Source organism: Arenibacter sp. P308M17 (genome assembly GCF_003426735.1).
Taxonomy (GTDB): Bacteria; Bacteroidota; Bacteroidia; order Flavobacteriales; family Flavobacteriaceae; genus Arenibacter.
The window spans coordinates 48,922-74,622 of the sequence record NZ_QVON01000007.1 but is presented as its reverse complement, the minus strand read 5'-3'; the positions used below and the strand labels follow the sequence as shown (position 1 = coordinate 74,622).

At 42.1% G+C, this 25,701-nt stretch carries 21 protein-coding genes and 1 other RNA gene; 15 read left to right on the top strand and 7 right to left on the bottom strand.

The features are described from left to right. Nucleotides 1–14: 14 nt before the first annotated feature. The gene (locus tag D0S24_RS16430; RefSeq protein ID WP_117021070.1) at nt 15–596 is read right to left on the bottom strand and encodes a tRNA-(ms[2]io[6]A)-hydroxylase; all 582 of its coding nucleotides are present in this window, start codon (nt 594–596) and stop codon (nt 15–17) included. 176 nt (nt 597–772) lie between these two features. On the opposite strand from D0S24_RS16430, the gene D0S24_RS16425 reads away from it, so the two are divergent. Further along, nucleotides 773–1,630: an EboA domain-containing protein gene (locus tag D0S24_RS16425; protein WP_117020916.1), complete on the top strand. Its 858-nt coding sequence runs from the start codon at nt 773–775 to the stop codon at nt 1,628–1,630. Nucleotides 1,631–1,702: 72 nt separating this feature from the next. On the opposite strand, the gene D0S24_RS16420 is transcribed toward D0S24_RS16425, so the two are convergent. Together D0S24_RS16420 and D0S24_RS16415 are read right to left on the bottom strand one after the other, a co-directional pair. After that, nucleotides 1,703–3,649: a hypothetical protein gene (locus D0S24_RS16420; RefSeq protein ID WP_117020915.1), complete on the bottom strand. Its 1,947-nt coding sequence runs from the start codon at nt 3,647–3,649 to the stop codon at nt 1,703–1,705. Nucleotides 3,650–3,659: 10 nt separating this feature from the next. Beyond that, entirely contained in the window at nt 3,660–5,549 is a 1,890-nt protein-coding gene (locus tag D0S24_RS16415) for a family 16 glycoside hydrolase (protein WP_117020914.1), read from the bottom strand. Between the two features lie 429 nt (nt 5,550–5,978). Between D0S24_RS16415 and D0S24_RS16410 the strand changes: the two genes are divergently transcribed. The 7 genes from D0S24_RS16410 to D0S24_RS16380 all read left to right on the top strand — a co-directional run bounded on the left by D0S24_RS16410 (nt 5,979) and on the right by D0S24_RS16380 (nt 15,501). Next, nucleotides 5,979–9,329 carry a ThuA domain-containing protein gene (locus D0S24_RS16410; RefSeq protein ID WP_117020913.1) on the top strand — a complete coding sequence of 1,117 codons (3,351 nt, stop codon included), beginning with the start codon at nt 5,979–5,981 and terminating at the stop codon, nt 9,327–9,329. Nucleotides 9,330–9,578: 249 nt separating this feature from the next. Next, nucleotides 9,579–10,487 (top strand): TatD family hydrolase, encoded by a 909-nt coding sequence (locus D0S24_RS16405; protein ID WP_117020912.1) that lies wholly within the window; start codon nt 9,579–9,581, stop codon nt 10,485–10,487. Further along, on the top strand, nt 10,487–11,389 hold the full coding sequence (gene eboC, locus D0S24_RS16400; protein WP_117020911.1) for a UbiA-like protein EboC: 903 nt from the start codon (nt 10,487–10,489) through the stop codon (nt 11,387–11,389). Before D0S24_RS16405 ends, eboC begins: the two co-directional genes overlap by 1 nt. A gap of 11 nt (nt 11,390–11,400) precedes the next feature. Continuing rightward, nucleotides 11,401–12,582, top strand: a complete 1,182-nt coding sequence (locus tag D0S24_RS16395; RefSeq protein ID WP_117020910.1) for a 3-dehydroquinate synthase — start codon at nt 11,401–11,403, stop codon at nt 12,580–12,582. Beyond that, nucleotides 12,576–13,769 carry a metabolite traffic protein EboE gene (gene eboE, locus D0S24_RS16390; RefSeq protein WP_117020909.1) on the top strand — a complete coding sequence of 398 codons (1,194 nt, stop codon included), beginning with the start codon at nt 12,576–12,578 and terminating at the stop codon, nt 13,767–13,769. Before D0S24_RS16395 ends, eboE begins: the two co-directional genes overlap by 7 nt. Before the next feature lie 3 nt (nt 13,770–13,772). Further along, on the top strand, nt 13,773–15,149 hold the full coding sequence (locus D0S24_RS16385) for an alkaline phosphatase family protein (RefSeq protein WP_117020908.1): 1,377 nt from the start codon (nt 13,773–13,775) through the stop codon (nt 15,147–15,149). Nucleotide 15,150: 1 nt separating this feature from the next. Next, on the top strand, nt 15,151–15,501 hold the full coding sequence (locus D0S24_RS16380) for a transmembrane 220 family protein (protein ID WP_117020907.1): 351 nt from the start codon (nt 15,151–15,153) through the stop codon (nt 15,499–15,501). Here the strand turns inward: D0S24_RS16380 and D0S24_RS16375 are convergent. Then, the gene (locus tag D0S24_RS16375; protein ID WP_117021069.1) at nt 15,498–17,318 is read right to left on the bottom strand and encodes a DNA polymerase III subunit gamma/tau; all 1,821 of its coding nucleotides are present in this window, start codon (nt 17,316–17,318) and stop codon (nt 15,498–15,500) included. The genes D0S24_RS16380 and D0S24_RS16375 overlap by 4 nt on opposite strands. A 305-nt stretch (nt 17,319–17,623) precedes the next feature. Between D0S24_RS16375 and rnpB the strand changes: the two genes are divergently transcribed. After that, nucleotides 17,624–17,955: RNase P RNA component class A (gene rnpB / locus D0S24_RS16370), an RNA gene on the top strand. A gap of 214 nt (nt 17,956–18,169) precedes the next feature. Here rnpB and D0S24_RS16365 read toward each other — a convergent pair. The 3 genes from D0S24_RS16365 to D0S24_RS16355 are packed head-to-tail and all read right to left on the bottom strand — an operon-like array spanning nt 18,170 to nt 20,179. Beyond that, nucleotides 18,170–18,715 carry an RsmD family RNA methyltransferase gene (locus D0S24_RS16365; RefSeq protein WP_117020906.1) on the bottom strand — a complete coding sequence of 182 codons (546 nt, stop codon included), beginning with the start codon at nt 18,713–18,715 and terminating at the stop codon, nt 18,170–18,172. Continuing rightward, nucleotides 18,715–19,551, bottom strand: coding sequence for a DUF3822 family protein (locus D0S24_RS16360; protein WP_117020905.1), 837 nt, complete (start codon nt 19,549–19,551; stop codon nt 18,715–18,717). The genes D0S24_RS16365 and D0S24_RS16360 overlap by 1 nt, the downstream gene beginning before the upstream one ends. Next, the gene (locus D0S24_RS16355) at nt 19,529–20,179 is read right to left on the bottom strand and encodes a hypothetical protein (RefSeq protein ID WP_117020904.1); all 651 of its coding nucleotides are present in this window, start codon (nt 20,177–20,179) and stop codon (nt 19,529–19,531) included. The genes D0S24_RS16360 and D0S24_RS16355 overlap by 23 nt, the downstream gene beginning before the upstream one ends. Before the next feature lie 101 nt (nt 20,180–20,280). Between D0S24_RS16355 and D0S24_RS16350 the strand changes: the two genes are divergently transcribed. The 6 genes from D0S24_RS16350 (at nt 20,281) to D0S24_RS16325 (ending at nt 25,611) form a co-directional block, all read left to right on the top strand. Continuing rightward, nucleotides 20,281–21,720, top strand: a complete 1,440-nt coding sequence (locus tag D0S24_RS16350; RefSeq protein ID WP_117020903.1) for an ATP-dependent RecD-like DNA helicase — start codon at nt 20,281–20,283, stop codon at nt 21,718–21,720. A gap of 27 nt (nt 21,721–21,747) precedes the next feature. After that, nucleotides 21,748–22,320, top strand: coding sequence for a DUF4126 domain-containing protein (locus D0S24_RS16345; RefSeq protein WP_117020902.1), 573 nt, complete (start codon nt 21,748–21,750; stop codon nt 22,318–22,320). A 74-nt stretch (nt 22,321–22,394) separates the two neighbouring features. Further along, nucleotides 22,395–23,123, top strand: coding sequence for a 3-deoxy-manno-octulosonate cytidylyltransferase (gene kdsB / locus D0S24_RS16340; protein ID WP_117020901.1), 729 nt, complete (start codon nt 22,395–22,397; stop codon nt 23,121–23,123). Beyond that, entirely contained in the window at nt 23,114–23,815 is a 702-nt protein-coding gene (locus D0S24_RS16335) for an HAD family hydrolase (RefSeq protein ID WP_117020900.1), read from the top strand. The genes kdsB and D0S24_RS16335 overlap by 10 nt, the downstream gene beginning before the upstream one ends. A gap of 4 nt (nt 23,816–23,819) precedes the next feature. Then, the gene (locus D0S24_RS16330) at nt 23,820–24,947 is read left to right on the top strand and encodes an iron-containing alcohol dehydrogenase family protein (RefSeq protein ID WP_117020899.1); all 1,128 of its coding nucleotides are present in this window, start codon (nt 23,820–23,822) and stop codon (nt 24,945–24,947) included. Between the two features lie 124 nt (nt 24,948–25,071). Then, a complete protein-coding gene (locus tag D0S24_RS16325; protein WP_117020898.1) occupies nt 25,072–25,611 on the top strand; it encodes a 1-acyl-sn-glycerol-3-phosphate acyltransferase in 540 nt (179 codons plus the stop codon). Nucleotides 25,612–25,701 lie beyond the last annotated feature (90 nt).

Genomic DNA, 25,701 nt, shown 5'->3' with positions numbered 1-25,701 from the left:
CGGAAGAAGTGGATTTAGCCGTGAACGGTTTCTTTATTGCCCAGATCTTTCATAATGGTGGCCTCGTAAGATAACAATGCATCCCATTTTTGGTCCACTTCCTTCCGATCTCCATACGTACGGGCAAAATTTAGAAACATGGTGAAATGTCCGGCCTCACTGATCATGAGTTTATGGTAAAAATCGGCCAGCTCCTTATCCTCTAATTGCTCGGATAGCAACCTAAAGCGTTCACAACTGCGGGCCTCGATTAGTGCGGCATATAACAACCGGTGCACCAATTGGGAAGTTCTGCTACCTCCTTTTGGGAAAAACTTCAACAAGGCAACAACATATTCGTCCTTCCTGTCCCTGCCCAAGGTTTTGCCACGGGCCAATATGCGGTCGTGGACCATTTTGAAATGTCCCATTTCCTCCCTGGACAACGCTATCATTTCTTGGGTAAGTTCGGTATACTCCGGAAAGCTGACAATAAGTGAAATGGCCGTGCTTGCCGCCTTTTGTTCGCAATAGGCATGATCGGTCAAAATTTCATCGATATTTTTCTCAACAATATTGACCCATCTTGGGTCTGTGGGCAACTTTAAACCTAACATAGCGTATTTTTCTATTTCAAAAATAGAAAGAATACCATAATGCAAGGTAATTAATGCTGATATAGTTTTATATTTAAGCCTGCTTTGATGACTTTGGGCAGTATTTAATTGCTTTTGGGCCTGTTGCATGTTGTATTAAAACTTATGGTTTAACACTTGATAAATATATTGTAATTATGTTATTTAAAAATATTGGTTTCCAGCTTCTGAAAATCTTGGAGGATAATGTGGATAACGAAAATAGGCAATGGCTGTTGTCAAAAATTGATGACATTGTGGAATCGGAGTCCACCAAGGATTTATATCTTACCTATAGCTTGGTGCCCACCAAAATTAGATCGGATAAGGAGATGTCCCTTTTATTGGATGATAAGGAATTGAAGGGGTATCTGGAAGTCCAGGGGGCAAACCTGCAACAGATGGCCAGGATTTACTTGTTGTACAAGGTGTTGGAGGCCAAGGAAGACTTTTTTAAGGCCAAGGTGGCCAATATCATAGAAGTGGCGGACAAGAGCGAACTTGAAACCTTTCTTAAATTCTTGGTATTGTTGCCCCATCCCGAAAACTATAAAGTTCAGGCTGTCGAAGCCCTTAGGACCAATATCTCCACCGTTTTTGATGCAATAGCATTAAACAATCCTTATCCTGCACTTTATTTTAATGAACAGCAATGGAACCAAATGTACCTGAAGGCAGCATTTATGCAGCAGAACCTAAATAAGATCGTACAGGTAGAGAAGAGAGCGAACAAGGAGCTTACTAGGATTATATCGGATTATGCACATGAACGTTGGGCGGCATCCAGGGAAATAGATCCCTGCTTTTGGAGGCCGGTGGGCAATTTTATGGACGAAAAACTCTTAAAGGATATGAAGCGACTGTTTGCCAGTGATACTATGGCAGAGAAAAAGGCGGCCGCTCTCTGTTGTTTCCACTCTAATTTGAACGAAGCAAAGGCATTGTTGGTGGAATTTCCTGAACTTGCAAAAGGTGTTGAAAATGGAAGTATTACTTGGCTGAACATTAAAGAGTAGTACTGTATTGCAAAAAGAAAAGAGCGGTTCAACAACATTATTGAACCGCTCTTTTTTTGATGTGATTAAGGCTTATTTCTTCAAGGAATTGATCCACCCTGCAATTTTAAGGGCCTCTTCTTTTGGGACATGGGGCATAGGTGCCATTGGGGTGGCATATTCCGGCCAATTTTTGGGCTGCGGGTTATAAATTAGTTCCACTATTTTTTCATTATTGTAATTGCGTTTTGCAATTTCGGTAAAGGAGGGTCCTATGACCCTTTTATCCTTATGGTGGCAGGCCACGCAGGTATTGGTCATCAAAAGTGGCTGTACTTCGGCATCAGACAACACCTTGTCCGTTACCGTTGGTTTTTTTGGTGCCGCTTTCTTAATGTTGACCGCTTTCTTTAACAAACTACTTCGTTTGATGGAGAGTTCTGATAAGGGAAGTACGCTTCCTTCGGGAATATTATTCAAGGTGTAATACAGGGTGGGATGAAGAATGGTGTTCCCGGATTCTTTGGCCTTTACGCCCGGCAGCATAATTTCGTGAACATAGTACGGCCTCATATTGTCGATGACAACGCGAACTTTCATGCCATCATCGCTCACTTTCACCCCTTTTATCCTGATTTCCTCAATATTGGTCTGCGGACTGCCGTAAGCTGCATGATATTTGTAAATGTAGCTTTTGCCGAAATAGGAATCCAGGTCCTCTGCCGATGCCTTGTCCACGGGCATTGTAAATTCAATTTCAAATCCGTCCGGCTTGACGTTCACGGTTTTCATCTCAAAAGGGGTACGCCCTGTCCAAGTTAAATATTCCAGGCCGGAATTGGTAGTGCCGGCAGAACCCCAACCTCTGTTGGTTTCCCCTACGAAGAGCCTTCCTTCGTTGTCGAAATCCATGCGCATTACCCCGGACTGAAAACCCGTTCTAAAATCGAAGGCCACTCCCTGGTACTCTCCTTTTACCTTTTCCAGTACCACCCTCATAATCTTGCTTTGTCCCATGTCGCCGACCAATAGTTGACCTTCGAACGGGCCAAATTTGCCCTTGGTTTCATCGACCTTGATTTCGGAATTGGATATGCCCAGAATGCCGTGGGGCAATATTACCGCCGGTAATTTTAATTCTGGGAAGGATTTTTTTATTTCGTAGGCAAAGGCGGGATCTTCTTCATCCATGATGTTTTCCGGTTTTACATAACGGCCATTTACTTTGACCTGCCTTTTGTCCAATTTGCTATAAAATTCTTCCTCCGTTAGTGTAATGGGGGAATCCTGGTGGCCGGTCCATCTAAGTCCGGCAGGATGTCCGGCAAATGCTCCTTTGGGAAGATGCCATATGGCACCGGAACCTACCCAGTCCCCTTGGTTGTCCGTGTAAAACAATTCACCGTCTACCAAGCCGTAACCTGCCGGGGACCGCATTCCGGTAGCCCATGGTTCCATTTTGCCATCCTCTGTAATTTTCATGGTCCAAGCCCTCCAGGGTACCCTGCTTTCCCCTCTCCACCATTCTTCATCGCCAAAAGCCACATTGGCGGTCACAAAAAAGGAATTATCGGGAGCCAATACAGGGCCAAAGGAATATTCGTGATAGTGTGTGGAAACCGGCCAGGCATAGATGGTCCTGTATTCATCCGCAATGTCATCGCCATTGGTATCGATCAGTTTGGTCAGTTCCCCTCTTTGCGCAGTATAGAGGGCTTGGTCATGATAGGCCAATCCTAAAGGTTCGTGCAGGCCCGCGGCAAATTTTTTAAATGTCGGGGATAGCCCATTGGCCATGGACGGATTTTCGATGATCCACACATCACCACGGCGTGTACATACGGCAAGATTTCCGTTGGGAAGGGAAAGCACTCCTCCTCCTTCCATCTGCACCCCTTCGGGGGTCGGAACCGTAGTCAATCTAAAATAATCATCCTCCGTAGGGGCACTTTGGGCCAATAGGGTTGTGGTCGAAATAAGCATCATTGAGAAACATACTTTACCAATAGCACTTATTGTATTTTTTGTAAAAGTTTTCATATTCTTATTCTTACCAGATTATTTCATACTTAATAGTGCGGCCATCTACCGGAACGATCAATTCCGTTTCATCATTTACTACCCTAATGATAGGTTCCTGACCAGATAGTACATTTACGTAGAATTGATGGTCATTGATATCAAAGGACCCGTCGGCCAATTTCTTGGCCTTTCCAGATGCAAGCTTATAATACCAATTGGGCTCCCCCGCCTTGGAGAAATGTACTTCATTAATTATGTGGGTGTTTTTCCCATTGGGGTAGACCCTGTTCTCCACATCAACATCCTTATAGGTGTATTTAAATATCGGTAGGCCGTTTTCAGGGTTTATGGTATATCCTGCGGGTTTAAATTCGAGAGCACTTCCTTTTTTTGGAAACGGACTCTGTAAATCGTTAAGAGCGGCCAAGGGCTGGTTTAAAAAGGTCCAGAGGACGGAACCATTTGGTTTAAAAGAGCCATCGCCCCTACTGTGCCACATGGGGGTGGCATCTACAAAGGAACCACGCCACATACCAACAAGATTTTCGGATCCCATGTCATATACAAAATTTATGCCCTCAACTGTTCCTACGCCAATGGTGTGCGAAAGGCGCTCCTGACTGCCTCCAAAACTAACAAAACCCCTTAGCATCCGTGGTTCGGCCCCGGCATTGACCAAAATAGGCGACCTGGAACTTATTCTCGGGGGGTAGGAATCATAAACATGAAAGTTTCTTGGATTGGTATGTTGTGTGGCAATGGAAAGTCCCAATCTAGGGGCTCTCCAGCCCGCATTTTTTATATTGGTCAAGCTAAATGGGTGGTCCCCCGCCGATAAGGTCACGATCTCTTCCAATTCTTCCTGGGCATCGGCGGAATTATTGGTTGCAATGGCCTTGCCATCTAGGGCAAAGGCAATACCTCCGGTATAACCTATGCTAAAGATGTAATTGCCCGCTTCCGGAACATTGATGATCCCAGAATATTGAATTCCATAGCGGTCTTCTTCGTGTACTACATTGATGTCTATTAGCTCCCCGGATTTTTTTTCGGAAGCCTCTGCGGTTTCCAGATCTTCCAGGCCATTAAAGTCGCCCTTGTACACCCTATAACTTAAATTGGAGAGGGTGACTCCGGATTCCTTCAATAGTTGGTACTTTATGTTTCTAAAGGCCATGGGACCATGATCCCCTTGTATCATTAACGGACCCTTGGCGGTTTCTACCGTGGAAATAGGGCCTCCTGTGGGTAGTGGCACTTCTACGTTGTTATGAATTAGAACGTCGTTCAAGAACACGGAAACAAATTTTGCATTGGCAATTTTTTCCCCGGCATTATTGAATTTTGGTGCTTCAAAATGAATTTTAAGCTTTTGCCACAAACCAGGGGCTTTGGCCGGATTGCTCAAAGGTGTAATGCCCAGGAATTTCGTGTCGGGCGCTTCTTCCCAATTTCTATGGATACCCCCAAAATCATAGGAGGTTGGGTTTTTAACCCCCCAACTATCCTTTATTTGGAGTTCATACCTGCCCTGCAAATAAATCCCGGAATTGGACCCATTGGGAATCAAGACCTCCATCTCCAGCTTTATATCGCCATGCTCCCATTGGGACAATAGATGGTCTTTTTGGGTAAAGCTGTAATCGTTGTACAGAACACCGGTTCCAGGTTCTATGTGAATAGGATGTATGGTTTCTTCCGATTTTTTTTGTTTGCGTTTTTCCTTTTTGGATAAGGGTTCCGGTTCAGGATCTTGGTGGGTATGCACCCTAATGTTCCTGTCGGCCACCACATCGCCCACTATTTTCCAATTTTGGGAAGGGTCTTTAAACTGGTTTAAATTTTCCAAGGACAATTGCTCTTGCGCTAACAGACCAAATCCGGAAAAAAGAAGGAGGATTGATATTTTGATTTTCATTTGGTAATATGGTTTCTAGAATTGCAAGCCCTAAATGTATCACATTATATTATTTTAATGCGGTCTTAAAATTAAAATTTAACATTTGCCGTCAGTTTCGCCTGGATTAATATTGAATAAAATTATTCAGTTGGTGCAATGGGATTTATAGGAGGAATCTGTGAAGGCTAGTCCTTATAGTAAAGGAAGGTGCCTGGATTGAAGAATTGGATGCTTTGTTGGTATTTTTTTGCCTGTTTATTTAAAATTCTTTTCAAATGATTTAAATTGCTGCATTATTGTAGTGAATATTGAATTTTGGGCAAAAAAAGTATTTATATAAGTATAATTTGTTTTTAGATCAAGTGTTTTTTAAAATTTGTGGGCTAAAGGATAATCTACCACAGGGGACATTTTGATTCAGTAATCAGTATCAAATTAATTAGTATTATGGGTAATATTTTGAAGTTGTTAATTGGGCTTGTCCTAGTTTCCTTTTTCGGTTCCTGTAGCTCGAAAGAATCTAAAATATTGGTTTTTAGTAAAACTGAAGCATTTAGGCATGGTTCTATCGAGGCGGGTGTAGAAGCAATGAAAAAGTTGGGTGCTGAAAATGATTTTATCGTGGATGCGACCGAGGATGCTAGCTATTTTACTGAAGATATTTTACAGGAGTACGCCGCTGTAATCTTTTTGAATACTACAGGTGATGTGTTGAATGAGGTGCAACAGGCAGATTTTGAGAGGTATATTCAAGCGGGTGGGGGATTTTTTGGAATTCATGCAGCAACGGATACCGAATACGGATGGCCTTGGTACAATAAATTGGTAGGAGCTTATTTTAAAGGGCATCCCAATATTCAGGAGGCTAGATTGAAGGTGGTGGACAAGGTCCATCCGGCCACCAACTTCATGGCAGACACCTGGATGAAGTCGGACGAATGGTACAATTTTAAGGACATTAACCCGGATATAAAGGTATTGATAGAAATTGATGAGACCAGCTATGAAGGTGGGGAGAATGGGGCAAACCATCCTATTTCCTGGTATCACGATTATGACGGGGGAAGGTCTTTTTACACCGAAATGGGGCATACCGATGCCACTTTTGAAAACCCTGATTTTCTAAACCATGTTTTGGGCGGCCTTGACTATGTTATGGGCAAGGACCAATTGGATTACAGCAAGGCAACGACCCAAAGGATACCGGAGGAAAATAGGTACGTTCGCAAGGTGCTCGATTTTAACCTGAACGAGCCCATGGAAATCGAAGAATTACCGGGTAGGGGTATATTGTTCGTTGAGCGCAGGGGAGCCTTGAAACTCTATGATTTTAAGGAAGAAAAGACAAGGCAGCTGGCCCAGTTGGATTTGTTTTACGGTAATGAGGATGGGTTGTTGGGTATTGCGGTAGACCCAGATTATGAAAAAAACAATTGGATCTACCTCTTCTATTCCGCACCCGGGGATAAAAGCGAACAACGGATATCCAGATTTACCTTGGCGGGCGATTCCTTGGATTTTGCCTCTGAAAAGAACTTATTGACCATCCCGACCCTGCGTAAATGCTGTCATAGTGGAGGGGCATTGGAATTTGGTCCCGATGGCAATTTATTTATAGGTCTGGGAGACAATACCAATCCTTTTGAGTCTTCGGGCTTTGCGCCAATAGATGAGCGGGAGGGCAGGGCGTTATGGGATGCCCAAAAATCCGCCGCCAATGCCAATGACCTTAGAGGAAAGATTTTGAGGATTAAACCGGAAGACGACGGTACCTATTCCATTCCCGAAGGCAATCTTTTCCCGGTAGGTACTCCAGGTACTAGGCCGGAGATATATGTAATGGGGTGTAGAAACCCGTTTAGATTTTCCATAGATAGTGAAACAGGATATGTGTATTGGGGAGATGTAGGTCCTGACGCAGGTAAGGGCGATCCCAATAGGGGGCCACATGGGATGGGGGAATTTGATCAGGCAAGAAAAGCAGGGAATTGGGGATGGCCCTATACAAGGGGCAATAATCAGGCTTATAATGATTATGATTTTACTACGGAAACTCCCGGTGAAAAGTTTAACCCTGCCAAATTGATCAACGATTCCCCCAACAATACCGGAATCAAGGAACTTCCACCCGCCCAGGAATCCATGATCTGGTTTTCCTATGGGGCTTCCGAGGAATTTCCATGGTTGGGGTCTGGTGGGGTGAACCCCATGGCCGGCCCAATTTATCATGCTTCCAACTATCCCAATGCTACCAATAAATTTCCGGAATATTTTGAGAACAAGGTTTTATTGTATGAATGGATGAGGGATTGGATCTATGTGGTAACACTGGATGGGGATCACAACTATGTAAAGGCAGACCCCTTTATGCCCAGTAGCGAGTTCTCCCATCCAATGGATATGCTTTTTGCTTCGGATGGCCACCTTTATGTCCTTGAATATGGGCAAAAATGGAATTCCCAAAATATGGATGCCCGCTTAAACAGGATTAGTTATATTAATGGTAATCGCAATCCGGTTTCCAGGATTACTTCGGATAAAATGGTAGGTGCCCAGCCCTTTACCGTAAATTTTTCAGGGAGTACTTCCCAAGATTTTGATAAGGACAAGCTACAATATGAATGGTATTTTACTTCTGATGAGGTTCAGGATACCGCCATTGAACCAAGTTTTACGTTCAATAAACCTGGGAATTATACCGTTCGCCTAAAGGTGAAAGATGAAGCCGGAAACTCGGATATCGCTACCCAAAAGATATTGGTGGGCAACGATATTCCAGAATTGAAAATAGAATTGGATACCAAGAACAAAACCTATTGGGATGGGCGCAAGGTAGTCTATAAGGTAGTTGTGACCGATAAGCAGGATGGAAGTACCCTTGAGGGTACCATAGATCCCAAGGATGTAAAGGTCACCTTTAATTATATTCCGGAAGGTGAGGATATGGTCAAGGCTACCATTGGACATCAACAGACTACGATACCGGAAGGCCGGTTGATAATGGACGATACGGACTGTAAGGCCTGCCATGCCATAAATGTTAAGGTGAACGGGCCTTCCTACGAAGAAATTGCATCGCGCTATTCGGACAAGGACAAAAATTATTTGATCGATAAGATCATTAAAGGGGGCTCCGGGGTTTGGGGAGAAAGTATGATGTCCGCACACCCCCAATTAAAGGTATCGGAAGTTGGTAAAATAGTGGATTATATACTTTCCTTAAATACGGATATTGGGAAGGATGAAAATCTATTGGCCATAGAGGGAGAAGTTGGTTTTAAGGCCCATCAGGCCAAAAATAGCCAAGGAAAGTATGTCCTAATGGCCTCCTATACCGATAAGGGAAGTAAGGAACTACCGGAATCCTCCCTTTCCGTTAGGGATCAAATTGTTTTTAAATTCCCAAGGTATGAAGGGCAAAATGCCGATGAAAAAAGTGGGGGATTGAGTACTTGGGAAGTGGAAGGAGACCAAGTAGTGGGGTCCATTAAAAATGATTCCTATCTAAAATTCAGCGATATAGGCTTGGAAGGCTTAAAAAATATTGAGTTTTTCCTGTATTTTGGGGCCGACCATCCGTATGGTGGAAAAGTGGAAATTAGGGAAAATAGTCCCAACGGAACACTCATAGGGGAAACCTCCTTTACTTATTTTGATAAAGAAAAAGGAGCCAAGATGAATTACCTTGTCCCGGTAACCCCTACCAAGGATTTCGGTGCTCTATACCTTGTTTTTAAGGGTACGGGCGACAAGGAAGATGTAATAGCCAATTTTAACGCAATGCAATTGAAATATTGAGCGGGTTATAGCTTTCATTAAAAAAAATGAGATTCTTTGGGGCTAAAATAAAGTGGGCAGTAAGGTTTTCTGTTAAAACGCTTTTAAAATGGGCCGGTTATAATTGATAAACCCCATTAATTAATTAACTTTATCGGTTGGAACTGCCTTTGGAACAGGGGGGTGTACCCTATAGGTGCTGACTCCCATAGGAGTGATAAAATATTAGAATTTTTGAGTCGTTAATCAATAAAAGCATACAATATTATTATGGAAGAGAAAATGATGATTATAGATCCACACGTACACATGACCTCCAGGACAACCGATGATTATGAGGCCATGGCAGCGGCAGGGGTAGTGGCCATTATAGAGCCTTCGTTCTGGTTGGGGCAGCCACGTACACAGGTCGGATCGTTCCAGGATTATTATAGCAGCCTGGTGGGTTGGGAACCTTTCAGGGCAAGTCAGTTTGGGATACACCATTATTGCACTATAGGCTTGAATTCCAAGGAGGCGAACAATGAAGCCTTGGCGGAGCAGGTAATAGAACTATTGCCATTGTACGTACACAAGGAGAATGTGGTGGCCATTGGGGAAATTGGTTATGACGATCAGACCCCTGCAGAGGATAAATATTTTAGAATGCAGTTGGAGTTGGCCAAAGAACTGAATATACCGGTACAGATACATACCCCACATAGGGACAAAAAGTCGGGCACCATAAAAAGTATGGAGGTTTGTTTGGAACACGGTCTGGATCCCGGGATGGTGGTTATAGACCATAACAACGAAGAAACCGTTAAGGACGTATTGGATCGCGGTTTTTGGGCAGCCTTTACCATTTATCCAAAAACCAAGATGGGGAACGAGAGAATGGTAGAGGTAGTAAGAAATTTTGGTAGCGAGCGTATTATTGTGGATAGTTCTGCTGACTGGGGCGTTAGTGATCCCCTGGCAGTACCAAAAACGGCCTCCCTGATGTTAAAAAAGGGCATTGCCAAATCGGACGTGGTCAAGACTTGTTACCAAAATGCATTGGAGATTTTTGGGAAGAATGGTAAAATGAAGGAATCCGATTGGTTAAATCCACAGGGCATCAATCAAACTAAATTATATAATGACAATAGTGTTTTGAGAGGGCAGCAACCCAAGATTGATGCGGATAAAATAGTATAATGAATCCTGTATTGAAAGGATATTTAAGGCTTGCCAGACCAGCAAATTTGCCCACAGCTGCTGCCGATGTTTTGGCAGGGGTGGCAATTTCGGGCGTATTAATGGGAATCTCCCTAAACACGGATTGGAATACTTTCAAGATGTGGGACATAGCCCTATTGGTGTTTTCCTCCGTGTTTCTTTATGCTGCCGGAGTTGTCCTCAATGATGTCCTAGATTTTAAATTGGATAAGGTGGAGCGCCCGGAAAGACCCATTCCCTCCGGACTGGTTTCTGTGCGATCTGCTGCGATCTTTGGAGGGGTGTTGATGAATTTAGGGGTTTTGTTTTCATTTTTGGTAGGTTCGGTAAGTGGAATGGTAGCGGTCACTTTAGGACTTTTCATCCTTTTATACGATGCCTTTGGGAAACACCATTCTTTCTTTGGACCTCTTAATATGGGAATTTGCAGAGGTTTAAATTTATTGCTTGGGATAACTATTTTAGGTAATTATAACCATTGGGAGTTCTTCATTTTCCCCATAATATATATAGCGGCCATAACCCTCATTAGTAGGGGAGAAGTACATGGGAATAATAAGGGCCATATTATTTTGGCAGGAGCATTGTATAGTAGTGTGATCTTGGGAATAGTGGTCCTTTTTTCAACTTTGGGCCTTAATGTATTGGAGGCCGTTCCATTTTTGTTGTTGTTCGGGTTTTTAATATTCAGGCCTTTGTTGAAGGCATATTCGGATAATTCGCCAAAGAACATAAAGAATGCAGTGATGTCCGGAGTAATATCTATCATTGTTTTGGACGCAAGCCTAGCCGTAGGGTTTTCCCATTGGTGGGTAGGGATACTTATAATATTGCTATTGCCCTTATCTATTTATTTATCAAAACTGTTCGCAGTTACCTAACGTTTTAAAGTATGTCGCATTACAGACCAATAGAGCAATCCTTTAAAGTATCTTATGAATATAAATTGTATTTCACGGAATACATCTTTGGTTTGGACAACCCCTTGTTCCAGGAAATTATAAATGGATATAACAAGAAGGGAGATGTAAAGGTACTTTTTGTAATAGACAGCGGTGTATTGGCCTGCCATCCAAATCTTAGTGACGATGTTAGGTCCTATTGCACAAAAAATAGGTCGGTGATACGTTTAACCGAACAAATTGTTATCGCAGGTGGGGAACAGTGTAAGAATGATTATGGTAATGTAGGGCGAATATTGAATGCAGTAAACGAGAATAGGATTTGCAGGCATTCTTTTGTTGTCGCCATTGGGGGAGGTGCTATCATAGACATGGTAGGTTATGCTGCCGCAATAGCCCACAGGGGGGTAAAATTAATACGAATCCCTACCACGGTACTTTCCCAAAACGACTCTGCCGTAGGGGTAAAGAACAGTTTCAACATTTTTGGGAAAAAGAATTTTCTGGGGACTTTCGCTCCGGCCTATTCCATAATAAACGATAGTAATTTTTTGACCACCTTGGAGCAGCGCGATTGGATTTCGGGCATAGCGGAGGCCGTAAAAGTAGCCCTGATCAAGGATGTGGTATTCTTTAACTTTATTGAGGAGAACGGTACCCTGCTTCAGGCCCGTAATATGGAATGCATGGAGTACCTGATTTATCGGTGTGCAGAAATGCATATGGAACACATTGCCCAAGGGGGGGATCCCTTTGAAAGCGGTTCTTCAAGACCTTTGGATTTTGGCCATTGGGCAGCCCATAAATTGGAATTCATGACCAATTACCAACTGAGACATGGTGAGGCCGTTGCCATTGGCATGGCCTTGGATTTGGTGTATGCCCATTTTATAGGCTTGATAAATATGGAGACCTTGAACCGTATATTAAAGGTTTTGGAACAAATTGGGTTTAATTTACATATCCCTTTACAAAAGGATGGTGATTTAAATGAATTGTTAAACGGCATCCAGGAATTTAGGGAGCATTTGGGCGGGGAACTTACCATTACCTTGATATCGAAAATAGGGGCCAAACACGATGTACATGAAATTGATACCTCCACCATGGAAAGAGCAATTGTATGGTTGAACGAAACGTATAAACCCAAAGAATCCAACACAATATGTTAGTACAGAACAAATATCATCTCAGCTATTGTAGCAATATACACCCCGGCGAAGATTGGGAGCAGACATATGATAGCCTAAAAACATATCTTCCCAAAATAAAGCAGGAAGTGGCCCCCCGATCCCCTTTTGGCATTGGATTGCGTTTGTCCAATCTGGCCAGTGTAGGACTCAATGAAGGTAGTAATTTGAAGGATTTCAAGGATTGGTTGGACCGCAATCAACTTTATGTTTTTACAATGAACGGATTCCCTTATGGAAATTTCCATAATGAAAGGGTAAAGGATATGGTACACGCCCCGGATTGGACCACCAAAGAACGACTGGACTATACCAAGCGACTTTTTGATCAATTGGCTTTTTTGATCCCGCAGGGCATTTCCGGAGGTATTTCAACTTCCCCCGTTAGCTATAGACACTGGCACACTTCCGGGGAAGCTTTGGAAAGGGTCTTTGTAAAGGGGGCAGAAAGTATGGCGGAGATCGTTCTGCAGTTGGAGGAAATAGAAAGGACTACCGCTAAATACCTGCATTTGGATATTGAGCCGGAACCGGATGGTATGATAGAGAATAGCGATGAGCTGATTCACTTTTATGATGCCTATTTGATTCCTTTGGCCAGCCAAAAATTGATCACTGTTTTAGGGTGCTCCAAGGAAATGGCCAAGAATTTGATCCTTAGGCATATAACTGTTTGTTATGACGTTTGCCATTTTTCATTGGCCTATGAGGAACCCGAGCATACTTTGGCAAAATTTAAAAAAGCGGGAATAAAGGTGGGGAAAATACAAGTGAGCTCCGCCCTTAAAATACTGTTCAAGGAGGGTGAAAATGAGGCTATATGGCAATCCTTAAGTAAGTTTAACGAACCCACCTATCTACACCAAGTTACCGAAAAAATTGGTGATAAGGTGGTTACGTACAAGGATCTGCCCGAAGTTTTGGAGCAGCGTTCCAGGGCCAAAGAGCTGAGGTCCCATTTTCATGTACCTATTTTTTTGGAAAGCTACGATCACTTATTTTCTACCCAGGACCAAATACTGAAGGTGTTGGAATATCTGAAGGAAGAACAATTTTCCGATCAATTGGAGATAGAGACCTATACCTGGGATGTCCTGCCCAATGATCTTAAAACCGAACTGTCCAATTGTATTGTCCGTGAAATTGAATGGTTAAAGAGTAAAATTTAAGGAATGAAGAAAACCGTAGTGCTTAACGTTGTAGGATTAACACAGGGATTGATAGGGGAGCATACGCCATTTATCAAATCTTTTTTGGAGAAGGGTGCTTCGGCCACAATAACACCACAATTGCCTGCCGTGACCTGCGCTGTGCAAGCTACCTATTTAACGGGTAAAACCCCGTCCGAGCACGGAATAGTAGGTAATGGATGGTATTTTAAGAAAGAACATGAAATTAAATTTTGGCGTCAGTCCAATAGCCTTATCCAATCCGAAAAAATATGGGACAAACTTAAAAAACTGGATGGCAATTTTAGCTGTGCCAATATGTTCTGGTGGTACAATATGTATTCCAATGCAGATTTCAGTGTTACCCCAAGGCCCAATTATTTGGCGGATGGAAGGAAAATCCCGGATGTGTATTCCTATCCGGCGGAACTAAGGGACCATTTGCAAAAGGAATTGGGTACGTTTCCGCTTTTCCACTTTTGGGGCCCAAAAACATCAATAAAATCCAGTCAATGGATCGCTGATGCCAGCCTAAAGACGGATATATTACATGACCCTACCCTCACCTTGGTCTATCTGCCCCATTTGGATTATAATATGCAGCGCTATGGGACCGATTTGGGCAAAATTGCAAAGGACCTAAGAGAGATCGATAATGTAGTGAAGCAGTTGGTGGAATATTATGAGGCCAAATCGGCCCATATTGTGCTACTATCGGAATATGGGATAACCAACGTGAACAATCCCATCCATTTAAATAGAATTCTCAGGCAAGAGGGTTATGTTGGTATTAGAGTGGAAAGGGGACTGGAATTATTGGATGCGGGAGCCAGTAAGGCGTTTGCCGTGGCAGACCATCAGTTGGCCCATGTGTATGTAAGGGATAAAGGGGATTTGGACACTATAATAACGTTGTTAAAGGGCATAAAAGGGGTAGAGCAAGTACTTTCCGGGGATGAAATCAAGGCGTTGCGGTTAGATCATGAACGTTGTGGGGATCTGGTGGTAATCGGGGATAAGGATTCTTGGTTTACTTATTACTTCTGGTTGGATGATAAAAGGGCACCGGATTATGCAAGAATGGTGGATATTCACAAAAAACCGGGATATGACCCGGTGGAGATGTTGACAGATCCCAAGGATAAATTCCTGATGCCAAAAGTGGTTTGGAAGTTGTTGAAAAAGAAAATGGGTTTCCGAACGGTAATGGATATTATTCCCTTGGACGCTAGCTTGGTTAAAGGGTCACATGGTAGGATCCCAGAAGATACCAAAGATCATCCAATATTGATAACCAATAAGAAAAATGCTTCTTTAAAGGACCGGCTTTTGGCAACCGAAGTATACGGTATTATAGAAGACCATGTTATAAATTCTTAGTATGCGTTTATTTTCCAAGATATTTTCGGGCATATTTACCATCTTGTTTGTTTGGGCGGCATTGTTGCAATATAATGATCCCGATGCTATGATATGGTATATCATATACGGAATAGCGGCTGTGGCCTCATTTTTATTTTTTATAGGTAAATTAAATCTAATGGTTCCCACAGTGCTAACTTTTGCCTACTTGATAGGGGTGTGGATTTTTTGGCCAGAGCACTTTGAAGGAGTTGCTATAGGCATGGGAAATATAGATAATATAGAACATGCCAGGGAGTCTTTAGGGCTTATAATCAATGCTTTGGTAATGTTGTTCTATGCTTGGAGGATCAAGGTGGAAAAGCGCTAAATATCCAAATCGAACTCTTTTCTCAAAAGATCGATGGCCGGATTTTTCTCCCTTAGTTTCTGGTACTTCTCTTCGGGGGTAAATGCAAATTTCTTGGCAGTGGCCTCATTTACGGTTATTCGTAGTTGTATAAAGTGATTGTTGAGTTTTTGTTTTAAATACTCTATCAGGTCGTACTTTTCGCGCTCAATCTCTTTTTTCATAGTGCCATTTGGCAATTCTATCCAAAGGGTGAAATTATCTATTAGCTTAGGTATGTCGGAATGTAGGTTGGATGCCAAAATTTTCCGTCCATCATTATCCAAAATATCAACGAAATCCGCCCAATGCTTTTGCATTTCTTCCTCAGTAAAATTGGCTTTGGGAAGGTTGCTTTCATCAATAACATTCTCTTTTTTGTTCAATTGATGTTCCTTTTTGGTCTTTAAGCTGGAAAGTGAAAGACCTGAAACCCTCCTTTCGGTAGATTTTATATTAATTTGGGTTCTTGGTGCGGGGTCGGGTTCCTGGGTATTTATTGCTCCCTTCCCTTTAGTGTCCTGTAGTTTTTGGGAAGTACTTGTGGGGACGGATGGTGATTCTTCCGCGATGGTACTTTCTATAGTTGGAGCAGCGCTTTTGACGGTTTTTGCAAGGGTTTCGCTGGACTTGACCGTGCCATCTTCTTCTTTAGGACGGCCCACCTTATAAAATGAGGCAGGGATTATAAAATCTGGTGCGTTACGATCGTTACCTAGGGATTCAGACTTTTTTTTTTCTCCATCAAAATCGATAGAGGCTAATTTCATTAAGGTCAGTTCAACAAGAAGGCGCTGATTTTTACTGGACTTGTACTTTATGTCGCAATCGTTGGCCATATCGATTGCCGATAATAAAAAGTTGCCCGTTGTGTTTTTGGACTGTTCGCCATAGTGTTTTTTGGCCTCCTCTCCAACTTCCAGAAGGGCTATGGTGCTATGATGCCGGCACACCATTAAATCCCGAAAATGTGAGGCCAGACCATTTATAAAATGGTGTCCGTCAAAACCTCTGGCCAAGGTATCATTAAAAAGTACCAATAGGCCGGGAATATCATGCTGTAGAATAAGGTCCGTAGCAGCAAAATAGGTATCATAATCCAGCACGTTCAGATTTTCGGTCACGGCTTTCCGGGTCAATTTTTTACCCGAGTAACTCACCACCCTGTCAAAGATGGATAGGGCATCGCGCATTGCGCCGTCCGCTTTTTGGGCTATGATATGAAGTGCATCGTCTTCGGCTTCTATTTCTTGGTTCTCGGCAATATATTTAAGGTACTCGGCGGCATCCTTAACGGTGATTCGCTTAAAATCAAAGATCTGGCAGCGAGACAGTATTGTAGGGATAATTTTATGCTTTTCCGTTGTGGCCAATATAAATATGGCATGGGCGGGTGGTTCCTCCAGTGTCTTTAAGAAAGCATTAAAGGCGGCCTGGGAGAGCATGTGCACCTCGTCTATTATGTATACCTTATATTTTCCAACTTGTGGGGGTATGCGCACTTGACTTGTAAGTTCCCTTATATCATCTACCGAATTGTTGGAAGCAGCATCCAGTTCAAAGATGTTAAAGGCAAAGTCCTCATTCTCGTCAGTTCTGCCATCTTGATTGATCCGCTTTGCCAGAATACGCGCACAGGTAGTTTTTCCAACACCTCTGGGCCCTGTAAACAATAATGCCTGGGCTAGGTGGTCATTGTCAATGGCATTGGTCAGGGTGTTTGTAATAGCCTGTTGCCCAACAACATCCTTAAATGTTTGGGGCCTGTATTTTCGGGCGGATACTATAAAAGGTTCCAAGGCTATTAATTTATATTTAGTATAAAAAAAATACAACACAAATATAAAGATAGCATCGTATAAAAGGGGCTATTTAACTGTCTTTAGTACTTTATTTATCAACAATTCAATCAAAAAATTCTCCGCACCTTGGATGGGGCCTGCCTGTTCCTCAGACAAGGTTTAACCCACTTTTGGAGAGTCCCCCCCCGGTCCCGTTCGGACGACGCTGCCTTTGCCGGTAGGCAGGGTCGGAATTGCTTTTTTTAGGAAGTTCCGGCTGATTTAAAATAAAAATTCCTTGATATTTTTTATTTATATTTGTATCAGCAGGTCGCCTTATCGCTGCCCGCATAACGCGGGGAGAGGAAAGTCCGGACACCATAGTGCAGTATAGCGGGTAATGCCCGTCCATCGAGAGATGAGGACAAGTGCAACAGAAAGTATGTACAGGTAAGGCTGTAGTGAAACCAGGTAAACTCTATACGGTGCAACGCCATGTAAATCAGTGTCCCGATATTTATCGGGAGAGGGCTGCACGCCCGAGCTGAAGGGTAGGCGGTTAGAGCTTTTGGGCAACCTTTGGCCTAGATAAATGATAGGGAAGCCTCGAAGTAATTCAAGGTTAACAGAATCCGGCTTATGACCTGCTTTTTTTTATGGGACAGCATTTGCACAGCAAATGCGTAGTCGAATTAATGCCGCCGCAGGCGGTATCATCTTGAGCAAAGCAGGTAAAGGAGAAATCCATTCAATTAATATAGCCGCAGGTAGTATAAAGTGAACTGAATGTCCTGATGGAAGTGAAATGTCTTCCTAATTACACTCTATGCGATATTATTTCAATGTAATACTACAATATTACACTTTAGTTATTCTTCCGTCCATTCAAAAAAACTAAATACACTGCCTCCATATCTCCTTTGGTTGGTGAAATGCTCCAAATGTGATAGATCGGTATGTTTGGAATGTTCAATGACCAGAACACCATTTTCCATTAGTAGTTGCTTTTCAAATATTAGTTTAGGAATAGTGGCGAATTCTTCGGGAGCCAGATCATAGGGCGGATCGGCAAATATGATATGCGCTTTTACAGGGTTGGTTTGCAAGTATTGAAAAACATCCTTTTTAATGGCCACAATAGGGAAGTCCATTTCCGAGGAGGTTGCCGAAATGTATTTGATACATCCAAGGTCCACGTCCACGGCAGTAATATTTTCAGAGCCCCTGGAGGCAAATTCGTAGCTGATATTTCCGGTCCCTGCAAAAAGATCCAATACGCTTATCTCGTTAAAATAGTATTGGTTGTTGAGAATATTGAAGAGGGCCTCTTTGGCCATATCGGTTGTGGGGCGGACAGGGAGCTTTTTTGGTGCCGTAAGTCTTTGGCCTTTGTTTTTGCCGGATATAATACGCATTAAAGAGTGTTTAGCAGTGTAAAATCTATGGTTTCACTATCGGACTCCCCAAAATGATAAAATGAAGTATTGGAGGGAATAAAAATGGAAATGTCCCTTATATATTGATGGCATATTTTATAGAGTTCATCGCCTTCCTCAATAGACCCAAAAAGTTTGAGTTTAGCGGTTTCCGTGTCCAATTTTAATTGTTCCATGGTAAACAATAAATAGTAAATAAAATCTTCCTTGGTCGTAAAACTGAAGTTGTTGTAAAGTATCAACTTTTTGTTGGAGATAACGGCAATGTCCATATGTCCTTCAATAAGGTGTACATAACAAATGGGTTCGCTTTGGTTTCCATGGTGGTTTGTCAGGGTCTGGACCATGATGGTCCCATGGTGCATAAATTCAAATTCGCCAAATAGGTCGTATATGTAATTGTTTATGTTCATAAAGGGAACATACACGTTTACCATGTCCAGGCTTTTAATTTCATCATATTCCAGATGGTCATTGGCAAGGATCTTGGCATTGAATTTTAGGTAATTGGCCAGCTCATCCCTGTTGAAGAGCGCCTGTGGAACTAGGCTAAAAAGATTGTTCCTGTGAATAACAACGACTTCTGAAAATTTTACATCCCTTATTTTATTTTTCTCAAAAAGCTGCTTTATTTCCTTTTGAACGGCATAGGGGGCAAGTTCATTTTCAAACACCATCCTTTCTGAAGCAAGGATAGTGTTGGAAAGTGTGTCCAGGACACAAAAAGAAAGTCCATTCAAGCTAACTTGAATGGACAATTTATGATATTCCGATTTAGAATTTTCTAAAATGCTATTGGTCGTTTCGTTTGTCATATATAGATGGCCAATTTCCACTGGTGCTTACCTCGGTCAAAGATCCAACCTTAATTACATTTCCATTAACCTCATCTACATTAATTTGGGTATTTTCCCTAGCCAACAAAGGTTTGGGTTGGTCATGCAATACTACGTCCTTGCTAACTTTTACTTCGTAGACAGGAGCTCTGTACCCACTTTTTTCTATGACGGTCGACTTCATTTCAAATTTTTCGCCATTTGGGGCATAAGGCACATTCATCATTGTCTTATAACGATCGTCTTTCTTGAATAAAGAATCCTTAACGGAAACAGTACCCAATGTATCTATGATTTTTACTTCTTTCAACATATCGATCCCAAAATTCTTATCGAACTCCAAATAAGAGGAATCCCTTTGCTGGGTAATGGTATATTTTCCGGTATCGATAAAACTTACCAGGGCGTTAAAATCCTTTGCATATCTTCCATTTACAGTTTTATATGCCTCTTGGGAATTTCTGATGTCCTTCAAATTGGATATTACCTTGGCAAAACGTTCTTGCTTAATTTTCTTAAATACAATTGGGCCGTTCACAGAGTTATATATCATATAACCCAACACAATTGCCGCTATCCAAAGGAAAATTTGTAAAATGGTCTTCATTTTGTACGTGCTATTTTATTTAGTGGTTGTCACAAATCTACAATTTTTTTTTAATGCTAAAAGTATTTGACCTTAAAAATACTGATTATCTTTGAAGACCTATGACTTCTATAACCGATGCTACTTTTTTTAAACTATTGACAGACAAATTTCCGCATGTTCCAACTGCCAAGCAGTCAGTGGCTTTGCAAAAATTGGCAAGTTTTGTCCTATCCAAGGAAAAGGAGAGTGTTTTTATGTTGAAGGGGTTTGCAGGTACAGGAAAAACTACCATTGTGGGTACTATTGTGACCAATCTTTGGAAGACCACGATGAAGGCGGTTTTAATGGCTCCAACGGGTAGGGCGGCAAAGGTAATGGCCAATTACTCCGGAACCCAAGCTTACACGATACACCGAAAAATTTATTTTCCTAAAAAACAGAGTGGGGGTGGGGTACAGTTCGTATTATCGCCCAATAAGCATAGGAATACCATTTTTATTGTGGATGAGGCTTCTATGATTCCGGATACGCCCACAGATTCCAAATTGATGGAAAATGGGTCGCTCCTGGACGATCTGCTTATGTATGTGTATTCCGGGCATAATTGTAAACTGATCCTTATTGGTGATACGGCACAGCTTCCTCCCGTACATTTGAATATTAGTCCGGCTTTGGATGAAAATCAATTGGCCCTGAATTATAATAAAGAAGTTATAATATTGGAGTTGGACGAGGTGGTGAGGCAGGCCGAGGATTCCGGAATTCTGGTAAATGCAACGAACTTGAGGGAACAAATGCAAAGTGGGTTCTTTGATGATTTTAAGTTCTCGGTTGGTAGCTTTTCCGATATTGTTCGCTTAATGGATGGCAATGATATCCAAGAGGCCATAGACGGTTCCTACTCCCAAAATGGCAAAGAGGAGACCGCCATTATTGTACGCTCCAATAAACGGGCCAATCTATACAATGAAAATATTAGGAATAGGATCCTATATTTGGAAAATGAGCTGGCCACAGGAGACTATATGATGGTGGTCAAAAACAACTATTTTTGGTTAAATCCCGCCTCAGAGGCCGGTTTTATAGCGAACGGGGATATTATTGAAGTGTTGGAGATATTTGCGATTAAAGAGTTGTACGGTTTTAAATTTGCGGAGGTAAAGGTGAAAATGGTAGATTATCCCAATCAAAAACCCTTTGAAACAGTGCTTCTGTTGGATACCATTATGGCAGAGACCCCATCTTTGTCATATGAGGACGGCAACCGTCTTTATCAGGAGGTTATGAAGGACTATGCCGATGAAAAATCCAAGTACAAAAAGTTTTTGGCGGTAAAGAACAATAAATTCTTTAATGCGCTCCAAGTGAAATTCTCCTACGCCATTACCTGCCATAAGTCCCAAGGGGGACAATGGAATACCGTTTTTGTGGAACAGCCGTATTTGCCCAACGGTATAGACAAGGAATACCTTCGTTGGCTGTATACCGCCGTGACCAGGGCAAAGCACAAATTGTACCTTATAGGTTTTAAGGATGATTTTTTTGTTGATAGGGAATAGCCTAATTTCGCATTAATATTTGTGAATATGACTTTTGAGACCGTTTTAAGCATATTTTTAGGTATCGGACTGGCGGCATCGGTAGGCTTTAGAATTTTTTTGCCTTTGTTTGCTTTAAGTCTGGCCTCTTATTTTGATGTTTGGCAATTAAATGAAAACTGGGAATGGGTGGGCAGTATGGCGGCCGTAATAACTTTTGGGGTTGCCACAATCGTGGAAATTTCCGCATATTTTATTCCCTGGTTGGATAATCTACTGGATAGTTTCGCAATACCTCTGGCCGCTTTGGCCGGTACGGCCGTCATGGTTTCAACGGCATCCAATTTGGATCCGGTGATTACCTGGACCTTGGCCATAATTGCGGGCGGGGGAACGGCTACCGCAATAAAAGGCGCTTCGGCTACCGGCAGATTGGCCTCTACGGCTACCACAGGGGGAATGGCCAATCCAGTTATAGGCTTGGTGGAAACGGGAACTGCCGCAGTAGTGACCACAGCATCCATTTTTGCCCCTATCCTTGCTGCGTTCCTGGTCCTTCTTGTAATGATCTTTATTTATAGGTTATATAGAAAGATCGGACCAAAAAAAAATCCACATTAATTTTAAATTCTTTTCATGTCAAATGATCATTACCCAAATCTGTTCGCAAAATCAATGAAGATAAATATCACCATATGAAAATCATTGCAATGATCCCGGCTCGTTATGCAGCCTCAAGATTTCCGGGTAAGTTAATGCAGGACCTTCAAGGAAAACCGGTAATACAAAGAACCTATGAAGCAGCGGTAAAAACCGGTTTGTTTCAGGAAGTTTTTGTAGTTACGGACAGTACCATTATTTATGATACCATTGCCGGGATAGGAGGCAAAGCCTTAATGAGCATCAAAGAACACGAGTGTGGAAGTGACCGTATTGCCGAGGCAGTGGAATCCATGGACGTAGATATCATCGTAAATGTTCAGGGAGATGAACCGTTTACGGACAGGGAAAGCCTAGCCAGTGTGATCGAGGTATTTAAGGACGATCTTAAAAAAGAAATAGATTTGGCCTCCTTAATGACCAGGATTACCGATTGGGTAGAGATCAACGACCCCAATACGGTAAAGGTAATTGTGGATAATCAGAATTTTGCCCTTTATTTTTCCAGGGCTCCGATTCCCTATCCCAGATCAAGGGAACTGGATATCCCTTATTTTAAGCACAAAGGAATCTATGCCTTTAGAAAAAGTGCGCTGATGGACTTTCAGAGATTGCCCATGCTTATACTGGAAGCGACGGAAAAAATAGAAGCCATCCGTTATTTGGAATATGGAAAGAAAATAAAGATGGTAGAAACTAGTGTTTCCGGTATAGAAATAGATACTCCGGAAGATTTGGAAAAAGCAAAGATGGTATGGAAATAGATTTTGGCAAAATCAAAGTAGTTGGTTTTGATGCCGATGATACCCTTTGGGTCAATGAAACGTATTTTAGAAATGCTGAGGAAAAATTTGCCGGGCTATTGGACAAATATGAAACCAAGAACCAAATAGATCAGGAGCTGTTTAAAACAGAGATCAGGAACCTTGAACTATATGGCTATGGCATTAAGGGCTTTATGCTGTCCATGATAGAATCTGCCCTGGAACTTTCCAATTACAGGATTTCTCAAGCAACGATTACCGAAATTTTGAATCTAGGGAAAGAAATGTTGTTGCACCCAGTGGAATTATTGGATGGCGTGGAGCAAGTATTGGAAGCTTTAAAGGATAAATATCGCTTAATAGTGTTGACCAAAGGGGATTTGTTGGATCAAGAGAGGAAATTGGAAAAATCCGGCCTCTCCCAATATTTTCACCATGTAGAGGTTCTGAGCGATAAAAAAGAAGAAAATTACAAGAATCTGTTGGAGCATTTGGAAATTCCGGTGGAGGAGTTTTTAATGATAGGAAATTCTTTAAAATCGGACATATTGCCAATAATGAATATTGGAGCTAAAGCTGTTCATATTCCCTTTCATACCACCTGGCAGCATGAAGAGGTAAAGATAGGGGAGCATAACAATGATCACCTTACCCTAAGCACTATCTCCGATATTTTAGAGTATCTTAAATAATTTTATGGACATAAGGAGTAAAAATATCAATACAATTACAAGCCCTGGTTTAAAGACGGATTACAAGAACTTTCCTATGGTGCCCCGCGTTATATTTGGAGCTGGTTGTTTTGGGCAGTTGGGAGAAATTTTGTTGCCAAAAAGGATCAATTCCGAGGCGCCGTTCATTTTTTTGGTAGACGATGTATTCGAAAACACTGGGTTAGTTTCTAGGATTCCCTTAATTTTTAACGATCGGATAATATTTATTTCGGCGGACGAGGAACCCAAAACGGACCAGGTAGATGTCTTGGTCCAGAAAATTAAGAACGATTATGCCCATTTGCCCTCCGGTATTATAGGTATAGGAGGGGGAACCATACTCGATCTGGCAAAGGCCGTGGCAATTATGTTGACCAATAAGGGCAATGCCCATCAATATCAGGGCTGGGATTTGGTAAAAAAAGCATCCATTTATCATGTAGGTATACCCACCATAAGCGGTACCGGTGCGGAAGTATCCAGGACGACCGTTCTATTGGGCCCCGAGAAAAAATTGGGGATAAACTCCGATTATACCACTTTTGACCAAGTGCTCATGGATCCCGATTTAACAAAAGGAGTACCCAAGGAGCAGTGGTTTTATACCGGTATGGATTGTTTTATACATTGTATAGAATCACTTAATGGCACTTTTTTAAATGCGTTTAGCCAGAGCTATGGCGAAAAGGCACTGGAATTGTGCAAGGAGGTCTATTTGGAAGACTTGCATGAGGATGAGGCTAGGAATAAATTAATGATGGCTTCCTGGCATGGGGGTATGAGCATAGCCTATTCGCAGGTTGGGGTTGCACATGCCATGAGCTATGGTCTTTCCTATTTGTTGGGGATTAGACATGGAATAGGGAACTGTTTGGTGTTCCAACATTTGAAGGAGTTTTATCCTGAAGGGGTGGAATTATTCGATAAAATGAGGGAAAAACACAATATTCAACTACCGCAGGGCATCTGTAGGGGGCTGACCAATAATGATTTTGATATCATGATCAACGTGGCCCTTGGGCTTGTGCCCCTATGGGAAAATGCCCTTGGAAAGGAATGGCAAACTTTGATAACCCCAGAAAAATTAAAATCGATCTATAAAAAAATATAAAATGCCTTGGATAAGGACACTTTAAGTACCAACCAATTCGGATTTTGCGGAAAATATGATCCAGGCGATCCATGGTAGGTAGGGGATATACCGATTACACAACATTTTAAATATTTTATGGTCAATGCAGACCCTTGCCAAATTTATCTATTTTAAGATTTTAGGATGGACATTGGTCGGCTCCTTTCCACAACTGGACAAATGTATTGTAATTGTAGTGCCACATACCAGTTGGGTCGACTTCTTTTTGGGTCTTTTAATTAGGAAGGTGTTGAACGAGGAGATTCATTTTATCGCTAAGAAGGCACTGTTTAAACCTCCATTTGGTTGGTATTTTCGCTGGATGGGAGGTACCCCCATCGATAGGAACAAGAATATGGATACCGTAGGCGCAACGGCCAAAATATTCGATCAAAAGAAAAGGTTCAGATTGGCACTTTCTCCTGAAGGAACAAGGAAAAAAGTAGCCCAATGGAAGACCGGGTTCTATTTTATTGCCAAAGGGGCCAAGGTGCCCATTGTAATGGTGGCGTTCGACTTTGGAAAAAAGCAGGTTAAAATTTCCGGGCCGCAGTATCCTACGGATGACCAAGAGGCGGATTTTGCAAGCTACAAGGCATTTTTTGAAGGTGTTGTGGGCAAGGTCCCGGAAAATAGTTTTTAAAATCAAAATAGGCATATTTCCAGGATTTTGTAAGTTATTAGACTTTGATTTATAGGAATTTATAGCATTATTTTTCAGTGTTAATTTTCT

Bases quoted from the DNA above. Each gene is read 5' to 3' on its own strand.
- eboE (WP_117020909.1), top strand. From the start codon at position 12,576: ATGTTAGTACAGAACAAATATCATCTCAGCTATTGTAGCAATATACAC.
- D0S24_RS16325 (WP_117020898.1), top strand. From the start codon at position 25,072: ATGCAGACCCTTGCCAAATTTATCTATTTTAAGATTTTAGGATGGACA.
- D0S24_RS16420 (WP_117020915.1), bottom strand. From the start codon at position 3,649: ATGAAAACTTTTACAAAAAATACAATAAGTGCTATTGGTAAAGTATGT.
- D0S24_RS16385 (WP_117020908.1), top strand. From the start codon at position 13,773: ATGAAGAAAACCGTAGTGCTTAACGTTGTAGGATTAACACAGGGATTG.
- eboC (WP_117020911.1), top strand. From the start codon at position 10,487: ATGAATCCTGTATTGAAAGGATATTTAAGGCTTGCCAGACCAGCAAAT.
- D0S24_RS16350 (WP_117020903.1), top strand. From the start codon at position 20,281: ATGACTTCTATAACCGATGCTACTTTTTTTAAACTATTGACAGACAAA.
- kdsB (WP_117020901.1), top strand. From the start codon at position 22,395: ATGAAAATCATTGCAATGATCCCGGCTCGTTATGCAGCCTCAAGATTT.
- D0S24_RS16380 (WP_117020907.1), top strand. From the start codon at position 15,151: ATGCGTTTATTTTCCAAGATATTTTCGGGCATATTTACCATCTTGTTT.
- D0S24_RS16395 (WP_117020910.1), top strand. From the start codon at position 11,401: ATGTCGCATTACAGACCAATAGAGCAATCCTTTAAAGTATCTTATGAA.
- D0S24_RS16335 (WP_117020900.1), top strand. From the start codon at position 23,114: ATGGAAATAGATTTTGGCAAAATCAAAGTAGTTGGTTTTGATGCCGAT.
- D0S24_RS16345 (WP_117020902.1), top strand. From the start codon at position 21,748: ATGACTTTTGAGACCGTTTTAAGCATATTTTTAGGTATCGGACTGGCG.
- D0S24_RS16430 (WP_117021070.1), bottom strand. From the start codon at position 596: ATGTTAGGTTTAAAGTTGCCCACAGACCCAAGATGGGTCAATATTGTT.
- D0S24_RS16360 (WP_117020905.1), bottom strand. From the start codon at position 19,551: ATGACAAACGAAACGACCAATAGCATTTTAGAAAATTCTAAATCGGAA.
- D0S24_RS16365 (WP_117020906.1), bottom strand. From the start codon at position 18,715: ATGCGTATTATATCCGGCAAAAACAAAGGCCAAAGACTTACGGCACCA.
- D0S24_RS16355 (WP_117020904.1), bottom strand. From the start codon at position 20,179: ATGAAGACCATTTTACAAATTTTCCTTTGGATAGCGGCAATTGTGTTG.
- D0S24_RS16425 (WP_117020916.1), top strand. From the start codon at position 773: ATGTTATTTAAAAATATTGGTTTCCAGCTTCTGAAAATCTTGGAGGAT.
- D0S24_RS16410 (WP_117020913.1), top strand. From the start codon at position 5,979: ATGGGTAATATTTTGAAGTTGTTAATTGGGCTTGTCCTAGTTTCCTTT.
- D0S24_RS16330 (WP_117020899.1), top strand. From the start codon at position 23,820: ATGGACATAAGGAGTAAAAATATCAATACAATTACAAGCCCTGGTTTA.
- D0S24_RS16415 (WP_117020914.1), bottom strand. From the start codon at position 5,549: ATGAAAATCAAAATATCAATCCTCCTTCTTTTTTCCGGATTTGGTCTG.
- D0S24_RS16405 (WP_117020912.1), top strand. From the start codon at position 9,579: ATGGAAGAGAAAATGATGATTATAGATCCACACGTACACATGACCTCC.